We start from the raw sequence: 13,149 nt of genomic DNA, 5'->3' as shown, positions 1-13,149 counted from the left end.
AAGTTGCTCGCCTGAGCAAGGCCCGATGCACCAGAACCAGACGCATGCAACTGAACAAGCCATAAAAAAAGCGCCGGGCTTTTCCAAACCCGGCGCTTTCATTCCATCCAACCCGATCAAGCCAACTTGAACGGCAGCTCCCTCGGCGTCTTGCCCGTCAAACGCGCCACCGCATTCGCAAATGCAGGCGCCAGCGGTGGCAACCCAGGCTCGCCCATCCCGGTAGGCGGCTCGGCGCTTGGCACGATGTGCACGGCCACCTGGGGCATGTCGGTGATGCGGGGCACGGCGAAGTCGCCGAAGTTGCTTTGCTCCACCACACCATCCTTCAAGGTGATGGCTGCGCCGGGCAGGCACATCGACAGGCCCATCAGCGCCCCGCCCTGCACTTGGGCTTCCACGCTCTTGGGGTTGACGGCCAGGTTGCAGTGCACGCCAGCGGTCACGCTGTGCAGCTTGGGGGTGCCGTCTTTGCTGACGGAGGCTTCCACCACGTATGCCACCACCGAGCTGAACGACTCGTGCACCGCCACACCCCAGGCGCGGCCTGCGGCGAGCTTCTTTTTGCCGTAGCCGGACTGGTCCACCGCCAGTTGCAGAGCAGCCTTGTGGCGGGGGTGCTTGTCACCCATCAGACGCAAACGGTAGGCCACGGGGTCTTGCTTCGTCGCACGCGCCACTTCATCGAGCAGGGTTTCCATGGCGTAGGCAGTGTGGGTGGAACCCACGCTGCGCCACCACAGCACGGGCACGTTGACCTGCGGGTGGTGTACCGAGAGGCGCATGGGGATGTTGTAGGGCTCTTTCATGCCCTCCACCGCCGTGGTGTCCACGCCGTTCTTGACCATGAAGGCCTCGAATGGCGAGCCCTTGAGGATGGATTGGCCGACGATGACGTGGTCCCACGCCAGGATGTTGCCCTGGGCATCAAAACCGATCTCGGCACGGTGCACGTGCATGGGGCGGTAGTAGCCGCCTTTGATGTCATCCTCGCGGCTCCACAGGGTGCGCACCGGGGCGTTGATGCCTGCAGTGCGGGCGGCCTTGGCCACGCCACAGGCCTCCACCACGTAGTCGCTGGTGGGAATGGCGCGGCGGCCAAACCCGCCACCGGCCATCTGGGTGTGCACCTTCACGTTTTGCGGCTGCACGCCCAGCACCTTGGCGGCGGCCATGGCGTCCAGGCCGGGCATCTGGGTGCCCATCCACAGCTCGGCCTTATCGCCATCGAGCTTCACGGTGCAGTTCAGCGGCTCCATGGGCGCGTGGGCCAGGTAGGGAAAGGTGAACTCGGCACTGATCTTTTGCGGCGCGTTGGCCAGCGGGGCCACATCGGCGGGGATGGCGATGGTGCCCGTCTGCTTTGCTAGGGTGCGGTATTGGGTCAGCAGCTGGGCGGTATCGGGCTTTTCGACGCTGGCGGTGTTCCATTCCACCTTGAGGGCATCGCGCCCTTGCTTGGCGGGCCAGTAGCCATCGGCAATGATGGCCACGCCTTCGCCGCCCCGGTCGGTGGGCACGCGCAGCACGGCTTTTACGCCCTTGATGGCCTTGGCAGCGCTGTCGTCCAGCGACTTGAGCTTGGCACCAAACACGGGTGGGCGGGCCACCACGGCGGTGAGCATGCCGGGCAGGCGCACGTCAATGCCGTAGTCCTGCTGGCCGCTGGATTTGGCCTTGGCATCGAGTCGGCCCGTGGGCTTGCCGATGATGCGGAACTGCTGGGGGTCTTTGAGGGCGACTTTCGCTGGCACGGGCTGCTGCATGGCGGCCTCGGCCAACGCACCGTAGGCCAGCTTTTTGCCACCGGGGCCCACCACAAAGCCTGCGTTGGTGCGCAGGGTGGATGGGTCCACACCCCACTGCGCAGCGGCGGCAGACACCAGCATGGCGCGGGTGCGGGCACCCAGCTCGCGGTACTGCGCGTACGAGTTTTTCATGGAGTTGGAGCCGCCCGTCAGGTGCATGCCGAAAGCGGGGTCGGCATAAGCGGGATTGGCGTCGCCGTGCACGCTGCGCACCTTGGCCCAGTCGGCGTCCAGCTCTTCGGCCAGGATCATGGGCAGGCCGGTTTGCACGCCCTGGCCAAAGTCCAGGCGGTTGATGGTGACGGTGACGGTGCCGTCGGTGTCAATGCGCACAAAGGCCGAGGGTTGCTCAAAAGGCTTGAGCCCGGCGGGTGCCACGCCTGCACCTTGCGCAGCGGCCACCAGCGGATAGGCCCCCAGCGCAAAGCCGGATGCAGCAGCAGCCTTGAGGAAGGTGCGGCGCGCCACGCCGTCAGCGGTAGCAGCACTTGCTTCGGTATTGATAGCGCCTTGCGCTTGATCCATAAGCGCTACCAGGCCTTTTGGCATGTGGGCGCGGGCGGTTTGAGCGTCGAAATGCATGGTGTTCTCCTGCTCTGTGTGCTTAAGCCAAGGACTTGGCGGCGTCGTGGATGGCGGCGCGAATGCGCACATAGGTACCGCAGCGGCACACGTTACCCGCCATGGCGGCGTCGATGTCAGCGTCGGTGGGTTTCTTCTTGCCCTTGAGCAGCGCGGTGGCGCTCATGATCTGGCCGCTTTGGCAGTAGCCGCACTGGGCCACGTCGTGCTTGACCCAGGCGGCGTGCACAGCCTTGCCCACCTTGTCATCGGCGGCAATGGCTTCGATGGTGGTGATCTTCTGGCCCACTGCGGCCGAGATGGGCGTGATGCACGAGCGCACGGGCGAGCCGTTCAGGTGCACGGTGCAGGCCCCGCACAGCGCCTGGCCGCAGCCAAACTTGGTGCCGGTCATGCCCAGCGTGTCGCGCAGGGCCCAGAGGATGGGGGTGGAGTCGTCGGCGTTGACGGCGGTGTCTTTGCCGTTGATGTTCAGGGTAGGCATCGTGAGGGCTCCTGGTGGGGCGGTTGGGGGATGGGATGAATTTTTGGCTGAATTATTATTCGACTAAAAATTTTCTGCACAGCGTGCCCCATTTTTTTTGGTTCTTGGCACTGCCTCCACCACAGCCAGCCATGCTGCGGACACTGCAGACGAAAGCCTCAACAGAGGCGAAATCTACGCCTTGAGGGCGTCCCAGCACAAGCTGAATGCGACCTGGTGTACAGAGTCTTCGTCGGGCAGCACGCGGCTGCGGATGAGGTTGGCGGTTTCGCGCACCGAGCCCAGCAGGCTGGCAATGAGCAATGGGCCGTGCACGGGTTTGAGGATTTCGTTGCGCTGACCCTCTTCCATCACCGCGAAAAAGCCTGCCATGAGGCGGGTGGAAAACTCGCGGTCGCCTTGGGTGAACCAGGGGGAGTTGTAGTACTGCTCCTGGAAAACCACCTCGGCGTACTGGTCGAGCCGGTGGCGCAGCAGGTTGAACCACATGCGCCGCACGCGGGCCTTCAGGGGCATGCCGGGCTCCACGCCTTGCATGATGCGCTCGGCTGTCACGGTCTTGGCGTCCTGGTAGAGCTGGCTGATCAGCTCGTCTTTGGAGGGGTAGTAGACGTACAGCGTGCTGGTGGCAATGCCTGCAGCGCGCGCAATTTCGGCCATGGTCAGCCCGCTCAGGCCCGTCTGGGCCACGATGTCAAACGTGGCCTGGGCAATGGCGCGCTGTTTTTCGTCGTCCTTGAGCTTCATGGCGATTCCAGTATAGGCGAACATTCATTCGGGCAAGAAGCCCCTGCCTTGACGACCCGACGCCCTTGCGGGGGCGAGCAGCCTGGGGGCGGGTGCACAATGGCGGGCATGAGCATATCCATCGCAGACCTCCGCAAGAGTTACGAGCGTGCCGAACTCAACGAAGACGCTTCGCACGCAGACCCGCTGCAGCAGTTTGACCAGTGGCTCAAGGAAGCCATCAGCGCCGAAGTGCCCGAGCCAAACGCCATGACGCTGGCCACCGTGGGCGGCGATATGCGCCCCAGCTCGCGCATTGTGCTGATCAAGGGCTACGACGAGCGCGGCATTGTCTGGTTCACCAATTACGACAGCCGCAAGGGCCGCCAGTTGGCGGGCAATCCGTTTGCAGCGCTGCAGTTTCACTGGGTGGAGCTGGAGCGCGTGGTGCGCATTGAGGGCGTGGTGGAGAAGGTGAGCGACGAGGAAAGCGACGCGTACTTTCACAGTCGCCCGCTCGATTCGCGCATTGGCGCATGGGCCAGCCCCCAAAGCCAGGTGATTGCCGGGCGCAGCGTGCTGGTGACCAATGCGGCCAAGTATGGGGCGCAGTTCATGCTCAAGCCCCCGCGCCCGCCGCACTGGGGCGGCTACCGCTTGAAGCCCGACCAGTGGGAGTTCTGGCAGGGCCGCAAGAGCCGCCTGCACGACCGCCTGAGCTATCGGCTGGACGGCGGCCACTGGGTGCGCGAACGGCTGGCCCCGTGAACGTGCCCGCTTCAAACACATTGCCCGTGCTCACCCCAATCGGGCCCCGGCCAGCCTTGGCCGTGGCACGTGGGGCGCGGCCTTGGGGCGGCCTTGCCGCCCTGTTGGCCTGCACGTTGCTGGCCGCCTGCAACAAGACAGCGGCACCGCAGCAACCGGCGGCCGTCACGCAAAAAGCCAACGAAACCTTTGCTGCCATTGCGGCAGCATGCACTGAATTTTTGGCCGCCCGGCAGCCCGAGGTGGCACCCGTGACATCCGCAACCCCAGTTCCCCCCGCCTCTGCCAACATGGAAGACGGCGCGGCAAAAGATGGGATAAACGGTGGGATAAACGGCGCGAGCACCGCAACCTGGGCCAAGACCGGCTTTAGCGCTGCGCAGGTGGTGGCCGAGATCACGCCCACTGAATCTGCCGTTACGCCCTTTGTGGGCAAGCTGGTGGTGAAGGACAACGAGGCCCGGGCCACTGCGCCCACGCAGGCCGAGGTGCAAGCCATCATCCTTGCGCCTGCGCACCTGCTGGCCAACCGCACCCACACCTTCATCTACAGCTTTGATGGGCAACAGTGGCGCTGGCAAAACGGCCAGCGCCTGAACAAAACCCCTGGCCAGAACGACGCCATGGCGGCCCTGACACAGGCAGAGGTATCTGCCTCCGGGCCGAAGGGATTTGCAGGGTGTCTTCCTCGGTAGGTCAGTCTCGCCATTTGCTATGAAATAAATAGCTGCCAGCGCTCATTAGATAAGCGCTGGTGGCTTTTTTATTGAAGAAAATAGGCGTGATAAACGCAAAGCTGACCCCACCTGTCGCGCCCCGGCGCGGGCTCACGGGGCCGGGGGGTTACCATGGGGCGGAAACACCCTCTGCCCCCTATGCTCACGTTCCTCTACTACGCACTCATGCTTTTGGTTGGCTACGTCTTCTACCGGCATGGTCAAAAGCTGCTCAAACAAGGGTATCGCGACAGCAAAGGCGAGCCCACCCGTGGCTTGGTGGGGCCGGTAGGTTTCTTGGTGCTGGGCGCTGCAGGCTGCTATTTGTTATTTGCCCTGCTGCGCGCGCTGGTGCGGGGTGAGGTGCCTTGCGTGGGCAAGGGCTGCGCGGGGCAAATTTATACGTTGGCGGAGCAGGCGGGGCCGTACTGGGCCAACGTGTTTTTTCTGGCGTGGTTTGTGCTGGCGCTCGGGTATGCGCTGTACGTCACAGTCAAGATCTGGCTGCGGCCGTAGGCTTGTCTCCAGCTTTGATGGGCGACAACTGCGCAGGCAAACCGCCCGGCCGTAACCAAGATGGGCGAGCTGGGCTGCCCCTCCTGCTCACCAGGCACTGCCCTGCCCTTGCAATGCCCTCTGCGCCAAGAGGAAGGTGGCCGCGTTCCAGCTCTGGCCTGCCATGCCCATGGGGGCCAGATGGCCGCCGTGGAACCACTCGGTAAAGCGCCAGTTGTCTTGCGCGTTGGTGGCAGCAAGCTTGGCCAGTTCGGCCCAGGCTTCGTTGCGCAGGCCCAGGCGGCCCAGCACCATTACCCAGAAGCCACCCACAAAGGGCCAGATGCCGCCGTTGTGGTACTGGTGCATCAGGTTCTGCCGGTGCCGCCCCATGTAGCTGCGCCACAGGTCGTGCTCGGGCGACAGGGGGCGCAGCACCACACGCAGCGGATAGGGATCGCTGGCGCGCGATGCGAGGATGGCGTTGGCAATGCCGTGGGCCATGCCTTCATCGGCCAGCCCGCACTGAATGGCCAGCAGGTTGCCCAGCACATCGCCCTCATCCCCCACGAAGCCCAGGTTCACAAAGCTCAGGTACAGCGCCTGGTCGCTGCGGCCACGCCGGGCATAGTGCTGCAGCAGGCGTGCGCGGTGGTACTCGTGCAGGTCGCGCCGGAAGGGGTTGAACAGGTGGTTGAAGTGGTGGTGCGTTTCGTGCGCGTGGCACAGGTCGAAACGGCGCTTCACGTCAAACCACAAGGCGTTGGTGTAGAGCACGTAGCCCGAGCGGGGCATGATGTCGGCCCAGTCGCTGGCTTCGTTTTGCTGCAGCAGGCGAAAGTGCTGGTGCTCCTGCGCCAGCAGCCATTGCAGGGCGCGCTGCACGGGTTCGGCCCAGCGGTTTGCGCCCACGCGGCCATGCTTGCGCACATGGTCCACCGCAATCAGCCACCACAGGGTGGCGTCAATACAGCCCAGGTACCAGAAGTCGGCGTCCCGGCCTTCGGGGTCTACGTACTTAGGGATTTGCCCATTGCTGGCCTGCTGGGCGGCCAGGGCATCCAGGCTGGCCACGGCCCCCTCTTCCAGCGCAGGCGCGCCACTGCCGCACATGGCCATGACGCAAATGGCGGCGTCGCGCCCAAAGATGCGGGTGTAGCGCCGGGCCACGGCCTCTTTGGTGCGGCTGGCCGCCAGAATGCCATGGGGGGTGAGGTTGCTTTGCAGCAACGCAAGCGACGCCTGGGCACAGGCATCGATCAGCACGAGCGAGGAGCTTGGAAGTGAGGCAAGGTGGTTCATGGGGCAATCCACGCACAGGGCAGGCGAAAAGTGTGCGCGGAGCGTGCTGCGGGCCGAACGGCCTCAGCCACACGCCCGCGCCGCAAGCCTGCAGGCCAGACATTGCTTTTCAGGTTACTGCCCTGAGCGTTGCCTGACCACCCTGGCGGGTGAATACCCCTTTGGATTACCTCTTGTGACGGCTGGATACGTCACGCCGGGCGATGCTGGTGTAGCCGTCCACCGCTCGCCCGCATGCGTTTGCTATGACTTTGGTAGCTGCATGCGCTTGATATTCAAGCGCTGGAGCCACTTTTCATCAAGAAGGCCGTGTTACAGCTTGGCAATGGACACTTCGGTGGACTTGACCAGCGCCACCACGTCGGAGCCGACGACCAGGCCCAGGTCGTCCACCGAGCGGGTGGTGATGACGGAGGTGACGATGCCCCAAGGGGTTTCGACATCGACCTCAGAGACGACATCGCCGCGGATGATCTCGCGCACTTTGCCCTTGAACTGGTTGCGCACGTTGATGGCTTGAATGGACATGGGGTTCTCCTTGAAAAGTCCGTTGATAAAAAGAAAGTGGATGAAGAAAGCGGATCAGATGGCCCAGCGCAGGCCGTGGGCGGGCACACCGGGCCAGTGGGCGCCGTTTGCGGCAGATTCGGGGTCGGGCTTTTGCAGCACGCGGTCGAGAATGCGTTTTTCCAGCGCGGCAAAGGCAGCGTCGCCGTGGGATCGGGGGCGTGGCAGGTCAATGCGCTGGTCCAGTGCAATCTGGCCGTCCTCGATCAGGATCACGCGGTCGGCCAAGGCCACGGCCTCTTGCACGTCGTGGGTGACGAGCAGCGCGGTAAAGCCACTGCTGCGCCAGAGGCCCTCGATCAGGCGGTGCATCTCGATGCGGGTGAGCGCATCGAGCGCGCCCAGGGGTTCATCGAGCAGCAGCAGGCGCGGGTTGTGCACCAGGGCGCGGGCCAGGGCCACACGCTGGCGCTGGCCGCCGGACAGGCGCGCAGGCCACTCACCCAGCCGGTCGCCCAGGCCCACGCGGGCCAGCACATCGGCGGCAGCGCCCCGCTGCGCAGGTGGCAGGCCCAGGGCCACGTTGTCTTGCACCCGCTTCCAGGGCAGCAAGCGCGAGTCCTGGAACATGATGCGGGTGCTGTCGCTCAGTCCGCTCACACTCTCGCCGTCAATGCGGATGGCACCGCCCGAGACGGATTCCAGCCCCGCCACCAGGCGCAGCAGCGTGCTTTTGCCGCAGCCGCTGCGGCCCACAATCGCGACAAACTCGCCAGGCTCGATCACCAGGTCGGCCTTTTTGAGCACGGTGCGCGTGCCATAGCGCTTGTCCACGCCACGCACTTCCAGGCGCACGCCACTGCCTGCGGGCTTTGCGGTGGATAGGGTTTCGGTCATGGCTCAGGCTCCGGGTTTGAAAAGGGCCACGTCCAGCGCGTTCACGCGCCGTGGCAAGAGTTTTTCGGATAGAAAGGCGTCGGCAATGCGCTGCTGCTCGGCCAGCAGGCCGGGTTGCACGGCGCGCACGTCGTAGCTACGGCGGCTGTTGGCCTGCTCTACCGTGGCCACGTCCAGCCCCCACACGGGTGCCAGCAGGGCTGCGGCGTCTTGTGGGCTTTGCTTGACCCACTGGCCCGCCTTTTTCAGCTCGGCAAACAGCACCTGCAGCACATCGGGCCGGGCCTGGGCAAACGGGGTGGATGCGAGGTAGTAACGCTGGTACGAGGCGATGTCGCCCTGCCCCCGTACTTCTCCACGCCCCTCCCCTCGCCCATCCGCAATCACGCGCACGGCCGACTGGCGCTGCACGGCGGCCAGGAAAGGGTCCCACACCACCCAGGCGTCGATGGCACCGCGTTCAAACGCGGCCCGGCCATCGGCGGGGGTGAGGTAGGCGGGGTCAATGTCCTTGAACGCAAGGCCCGCTTTCTCCAGCGCCGCAATCAGCAGGTAGTGCGCGCCTGCGGCCTTGGCAAAGCCTACTTTTTTGCCCTTGAGGTCGGCCACCGTCTTGATGGGCGAATCCGCCCGCACCACGATGGCCTGGGCCGAGGGCGACGGGGCCTCTTGCGCCACAAACGTGAGCTGCGCGCCCGCTGCCTGGGCAAACACGGGCACGGTGTCGGCCACATCGGCGCTCACGTCCACATTGCCCAGGTTCAGTGCTTCGAGCAGTGGCAGGCCGCTGGTGAACTCGTGCCAGCTCACCTTGACTTGCAGGGGGGCCAGCAGTTGCTCCAGCGTGCCACGGGTCTTGAGCACCACGGCCAGGGTGGATGACTTCTGGTAGCCCAGGCGCAGCACCTGGGGCTTGGCGGCGGTGCCCTGGGCGTGTGCCAGCGCGGTCCAGCCGGTGGCGGCGCTCAGTGCAGCCAGCGTGCGCAGGGTCTGGCGGCGGGTGGTCATGGCAGCAATGGTGTGCAGTCGGGTCATTTCATGTCCTCCTGCATCAAGCGGCCTGGTAGCCGGGGTGCCAGCGCAGCCAGTAGCTTTCCAGCGCCTTGGCAAACACGTCCGCCAGCTTGCCCAGCAAGGCGTAGAGCAAGATGCCCACCAGCACGATGTCGGTCTGCAGAAACTCCCGCGCATTCATCGTCAGGTAGCCGATGCCCGCCTGGGCCGAGATGGTTTCGGCCACGATGAGGATCACCCACATTAGCCCCAGCGAGAAGCGCAGCCCCACCAGAATGCTGGACAGCGCCCCGGGCAGGATGATCTGCTTGTAGAGCTGCCAGCGGCTCAGGCCATAGGTGCGGCCCATTTCGATGAGGCCGGGGTCCACATTGCGGATGCCGTGAAAGGTGTTGAGGTAGATGGGAAAGAACACCGACACGCTGATGAGGAACAGCTTGGCAGACTCATCAATGCCAAACCACAGGATGACCAGCGGAATCAGCGCCAGCGCGGGGATGTTGCGCACCATCTGGATGGTGGAGTCGAGCAGCGTCTCAAACAGCTTGACCGAGCCGGTGAGCAGCCCCAGCAGCAGCCCCAGGCCGCCGCCAATGGCCAGCCCGGTCAAGGCCCTGCCTGCACTCACGCGCACATGGGTCCACAGCTCGCCCGATGCGGCCAGCGTCCATGCGGCCTTGATCACTTCCAGCGGCGCGGGCAGCACGCGGGTAGAGAGCCAGCCCAGCGACGAGGCAATCTGCCACGCCACGATCAGGCCCACGGGCACGGCCCAGGGCAGCAGGCGCTGGCCTACGTTGCGCGCCAGCAGGCTCCACTGGCTGGGCAGCAGGCTGCGGCCGGGCTCGTCGGGGGTGTCAGAGAGATGACCCACAGGCGTGGCCTGCAGTTCGCGGGTGGTTGTGCTCATGTGTGGTCCTTGTCGGGTTCCAGAAACTCCAGCTGGTTGCCCGCTGGGTCTTTGACGTAAAAGCGCAGGTAGCCAGGCAGCGCACGGTTCTCTACCAGCGGCAGCTGGGCCTGCAGCAGGCGCCCGCGCAGGGCGGGCAGGTCTTCGACCTCAAAGGCCAGGTGCGACACCGCAGGCGCGGGCTGCCACTGCTCGGTGGGTACCAGGTCAATGCGCTGGGTACCCGCCACAAAACGCAGCGCATTGCCCGCCTGCAAGCGCACTTCAGGCAAGCCCAGCAGGCTGCTGTAGAAGTTGCGGATCTGCCCCTCAGCCCCTGCGGGGAACGGCAGCTGCACGTGGTTGATGGAGTGGACGACCATGCAAGGTTCCTGCTCAGCTTTGCGATGCCTTGGGCACGTACTGGTTGCCCACGGTTTCGCCAAAGGGGCCCAGGGGGTTGCCGCCTGCGAGCTTTTCCTGCGTTTTGACGGGCAGCAGCGGGAACACCAGCTCGGCAAAGCGGTAGGCCTCTTCCAGGTGCGGGTAGCCGGAGAGCACAAAGGTGTCCAGCCCCAGCTCGGCGTATTCCTGGATGCGGGCGGCCACGGTTTCGGGGCTGCCCACCAGGGCGGTGCCCGCGCCGCCGCGCACCAGGCCCACGCCCGCCCACAGGTTGGGGCTGATCTCCAAGTCTTTGCGGGTGCGCTTCACACCCTGACTATGCAGTGCGGCCATGCGGCGCTGGCCTTCTGAATCCATGCGGGCAAATACGGCCTGGGCGCGCACCACGGTGTCGTCGTCTACGTGGCTGATCAGCTCTTCAGCGGCTGCCCAAGCTTGTTCTTCCGTCTCACGCACGATGACGTGCAGGCGGATGCCGAACTTCACGGTGCGGCCATGCTTGGCGGCGCGTTCGCGCACGTCGGCCACCTTCTTGGCCACTTCGGCCGGGGGTTCGCCCCAGGTGAGGTAGGTCTCGACCTGCTCGGCCGCCAAGTCGTGCGCAGCGGCCGACGAGCCGCCGAAATACACCGGTGGGTGCGGCTTTTGCAGCGGTGGGAACAGCAGCTTGGCGCCCTTCACCGTGAGGTGCTTGCCCTCGTAGTCATAGGTTTCGCCAGCGTGGCTGCGCGCCAGAATTTCACGCCAGATGCGGATGAACTCTGCCGATTGCTCGTAGCGCGCTGCGTGGTCGAGGAACACGCCATCGCCCTCCAGCTCGGTCTGGTCGCCGCCAGTGACCAGGTTGATGAGCAGCCGCCCGCCCGAGAGCCGGTCAAACGTGGCGGCCATACGGGCGGCCAGCGCGGGCTGGTGCAGGCCGGGGCGCACCGCCACCAAAAACTTGAGGTTGCGCGTGACGGGCAGCAGGGTCGATGCGATGACCCAGGGGTCTTCGCACGAACGCCCGGTGGGGATGAGCACGCCTTCATAGCCCAGGCTGTCGGCCGCCACGGCCACTTGCTTGAGGTAGTCGTGGCTGAGCTGGCGGCCGCCCTTGGCGGTGCCCAGGTAGCGGCTGTCGCCGTGGGTGGGGATGAACCAGAAAATTTGCATGGGGGTCACCTGTGTGCGGGATGCGTTTGGATAGGGCCCCGGCCTTGGGGCCGGAGTCTGTTGTTGGGGAGTGAGGTCAATACGAGATCGCGAAACCGAAGGTGGGCGCACGCCGCATGCCCCCGCACGGCCGCGCATTCAGCCCCCAGGCCTGGGCCGTGACGCACAGCATCTGCTGCAGGCGTTGGTGCAGTGCAAATGTCATGGGGGCGGGCGTACGGATGGGCATGGTGGGCTCCTGGGTCAGTGGGTTGATGGCCGTGGTGTCTGGGTTACTTGAGATCGACGGGCGCTGCGTGCAGCAGGTTCAGCTTTTTGGGAATGAGCTTCAGGTCGAAGAACGTGTCGGCAATGGCCTGCTGCTCGGCCAGAATTTCGCGGGTGACCACGGTGGTGCCGTAGCCCACTCGGCCAATGAACAGCTCGGTGATGGAGCGGTCCAGCCCCAGCACCTGGGCCAGTTCTGTCGCGGCCTCGGCCTTGTTTTTGGAGATCCAGGTCTCGATGGCGTTGATTTCGTCCACAGCAATGCGCAGCACCTCGGGATGGCGGGTGGCAAAGTCTCGCGAGGTGAAGTAGTACGCACGGTTGTTGACCACGCCCTGGGCGTTGGCCAGGATGCGGGTGCCCAGCGTTTTTTCGGCCGAAGCCAGGAACGGGTCCCAGATCACCCAGGCGTCTACTGCGCCTCTTTCAAAGGCGGCGCGTGCATCGGGCGGGGGCAGAAAGACGGACTGCACATCGCTGTACTTCAGGCCGTGCTTTTCCAGCAGCTTGACCAAAAAGTAATGCACGTTGGAGCCCTTGTTGTAGGCCACGCGCTTGCCCTTGAGGTCGGCCACGCTGCGAATGAGCGAATCTTTTGGTACCACCACGGCCTCCACCGCCGGGCGGGGCACGGAAGAGCCCGCATACACCAGCGGCGCGCCTGCGGCCTGCGCAAAGATGGGAGGCGCTTCGCCCACATCGCCAAAGTCGATGGAGCCGACGTTGAGCGCCTCCAGCTGCACGGGGCCCGCGTTGAACTCGGTCCAGGTCACTTTGACGCCCAGGGGGGCCAGGCGCTTTTCCAGCGTGCCACGGGCTTTGATGAGCGAGAGCCAGCCCTTTTGGTGGCCCACCCGAAGCACAGGCGCGGCAGGCGATTGCGCCCATGCGGGTTGGGTGAGGCCTGCAGCCGCCAGCCCAGCGGCCAAGCCGGATGCGAGCACGCGGCGGCGGGAGGTTTCAAAAAGATGATGTGTCATGCAATGTTCTCGAAAATGTCTTCAGGTCTGGTGCGCCGGGCGCGTTCAGGTGCTGAGGGAGCGGTGCCGTTTCTGCAGGCAAAGCCGCGCCCTGCCCTGCGCGCAAGGCATGTGTTCATGGGGGACGGGGAAGCGGGTTGGATCACCCGCGGGC

The 13,149-nt window shown here is 65.0% G+C and carries 15 protein-coding genes; 3 read left to right on the top strand and 12 right to left on the bottom strand.

Features of this window, described 5'->3' with window-relative positions:
- Positions 1-116: 116 nt before the first annotated feature.
- The 3 genes from AACH87_RS11770 to AACH87_RS11760 all read right to left on the bottom strand — a co-directional run bounded on the left by AACH87_RS11770 (position 117) and on the right by AACH87_RS11760 (position 3,621).
- The gene (locus AACH87_RS11770; protein WP_338794629.1) at positions 117-2,390 is read right to left on the bottom strand and encodes a xanthine dehydrogenase family protein molybdopterin-binding subunit; all 2,274 of its coding nucleotides are present in this window, start codon (positions 2,388-2,390) and stop codon (positions 117-119) included.
- A gap of 22 nt (positions 2,391-2,412) precedes the next feature.
- Complete coding sequence (locus AACH87_RS11765; RefSeq protein WP_338794628.1) at positions 2,413-2,874, bottom strand: (2Fe-2S)-binding protein; 462 nt, start codon at positions 2,872-2,874, stop codon at positions 2,413-2,415.
- 174 nt (positions 2,875-3,048) lie between these two features.
- A complete protein-coding gene (locus AACH87_RS11760) occupies positions 3,049-3,621 on the bottom strand; it encodes a TetR/AcrR family transcriptional regulator (protein WP_338794627.1) in 573 nt (190 codons plus the stop codon).
- A 108-nt stretch (positions 3,622-3,729) separates the two neighbouring features.
- On the opposite strand from AACH87_RS11760, the gene pdxH reads away from it, so the two are divergent.
- The 3 genes from pdxH (at position 3,730) to AACH87_RS11745 (ending at position 5,600) form a co-directional block, all read left to right on the top strand.
- On the top strand, positions 3,730-4,368 hold the full coding sequence (gene pdxH / locus AACH87_RS11755; RefSeq protein WP_338794626.1) for a pyridoxamine 5'-phosphate oxidase: 639 nt from the start codon (positions 3,730-3,732) through the stop codon (positions 4,366-4,368).
- A 26-nt stretch (positions 4,369-4,394) separates the two neighbouring features.
- Positions 4,395-5,063 (top strand): hypothetical protein, encoded by a 669-nt coding sequence (locus AACH87_RS11750; RefSeq protein WP_338794625.1) that lies wholly within the window; start codon positions 4,395-4,397, stop codon positions 5,061-5,063.
- A gap of 180 nt (positions 5,064-5,243) precedes the next feature.
- Complete coding sequence (locus AACH87_RS11745) at positions 5,244-5,600, top strand: hypothetical protein (protein ID WP_338794624.1); 357 nt, start codon at positions 5,244-5,246, stop codon at positions 5,598-5,600.
- 87 nt (positions 5,601-5,687) lie between these two features.
- Here AACH87_RS11745 and AACH87_RS11740 read toward each other — a convergent pair whose 3' ends face one another.
- The 9 genes from AACH87_RS11740 to AACH87_RS11700 form a co-directional block, all read right to left on the bottom strand.
- Positions 5,688-6,881, bottom strand: a complete 1,194-nt coding sequence (locus AACH87_RS11740) for a glycoside hydrolase 100 family protein (RefSeq protein WP_338794622.1) — start codon at positions 6,879-6,881, stop codon at positions 5,688-5,690.
- A gap of 312 nt (positions 6,882-7,193) precedes the next feature.
- Positions 7,194-7,409 carry a molybdopterin-binding protein gene (locus AACH87_RS11735; protein ID WP_015013774.1) on the bottom strand — a complete coding sequence of 72 codons (216 nt, stop codon included), beginning with the start codon at positions 7,407-7,409 and terminating at the stop codon, positions 7,194-7,196.
- A 54-nt stretch (positions 7,410-7,463) separates the two neighbouring features.
- Positions 7,464-8,285 (bottom strand): ATP-binding cassette domain-containing protein, encoded by an 822-nt coding sequence (locus AACH87_RS11730; protein ID WP_338794619.1) that lies wholly within the window; start codon positions 8,283-8,285, stop codon positions 7,464-7,466.
- Between the two features lie 3 nt (positions 8,286-8,288).
- Positions 8,289-9,320 (bottom strand): aliphatic sulfonate ABC transporter substrate-binding protein, encoded by a 1,032-nt coding sequence (locus AACH87_RS11725; protein WP_338794618.1) that lies wholly within the window; start codon positions 9,318-9,320, stop codon positions 8,289-8,291.
- A 16-nt stretch (positions 9,321-9,336) separates the two neighbouring features.
- Positions 9,337-10,209, bottom strand: coding sequence for an aliphatic sulfonate ABC transporter permease SsuC (ssuC, locus tag AACH87_RS11720; RefSeq protein ID WP_338794616.1), 873 nt, complete (start codon positions 10,207-10,209; stop codon positions 9,337-9,339).
- Positions 10,206-10,571 carry a VOC family protein gene (locus AACH87_RS11715; protein ID WP_338794615.1) on the bottom strand — a complete coding sequence of 122 codons (366 nt, stop codon included), beginning with the start codon at positions 10,569-10,571 and terminating at the stop codon, positions 10,206-10,208. Before AACH87_RS11715 ends, ssuC begins: the two co-directional genes overlap by 4 nt.
- Positions 10,572-10,584: 13 nt before the next feature.
- Positions 10,585-11,748: an FMNH2-dependent alkanesulfonate monooxygenase gene (gene ssuD, locus AACH87_RS11710; protein WP_338794614.1), complete on the bottom strand. Its 1,164-nt coding sequence runs from the start codon at positions 11,746-11,748 to the stop codon at positions 10,585-10,587.
- 76 nt (positions 11,749-11,824) lie between these two features.
- Positions 11,825-11,977 (bottom strand): hypothetical protein, encoded by a 153-nt coding sequence (locus AACH87_RS11705; RefSeq protein WP_338794613.1) that lies wholly within the window; start codon positions 11,975-11,977, stop codon positions 11,825-11,827.
- A gap of 43 nt (positions 11,978-12,020) precedes the next feature.
- Positions 12,021-12,995 (bottom strand): sulfonate ABC transporter substrate-binding protein, encoded by a 975-nt coding sequence (locus tag AACH87_RS11700; protein WP_338794612.1) that lies wholly within the window; start codon positions 12,993-12,995, stop codon positions 12,021-12,023.
- Positions 12,996-13,149 lie beyond the last annotated feature (154 nt).

Source organism: Acidovorax sp. DW039, assembly GCF_037101375.1.
Classification (GTDB): domain Bacteria; phylum Pseudomonadota; class Gammaproteobacteria; order Burkholderiales; family Burkholderiaceae_C; genus Acidovorax.
The sequence above is the reverse complement of the archived record's forward strand: the minus strand, read 5'-3'. Positions and strand labels throughout refer to the sequence as shown.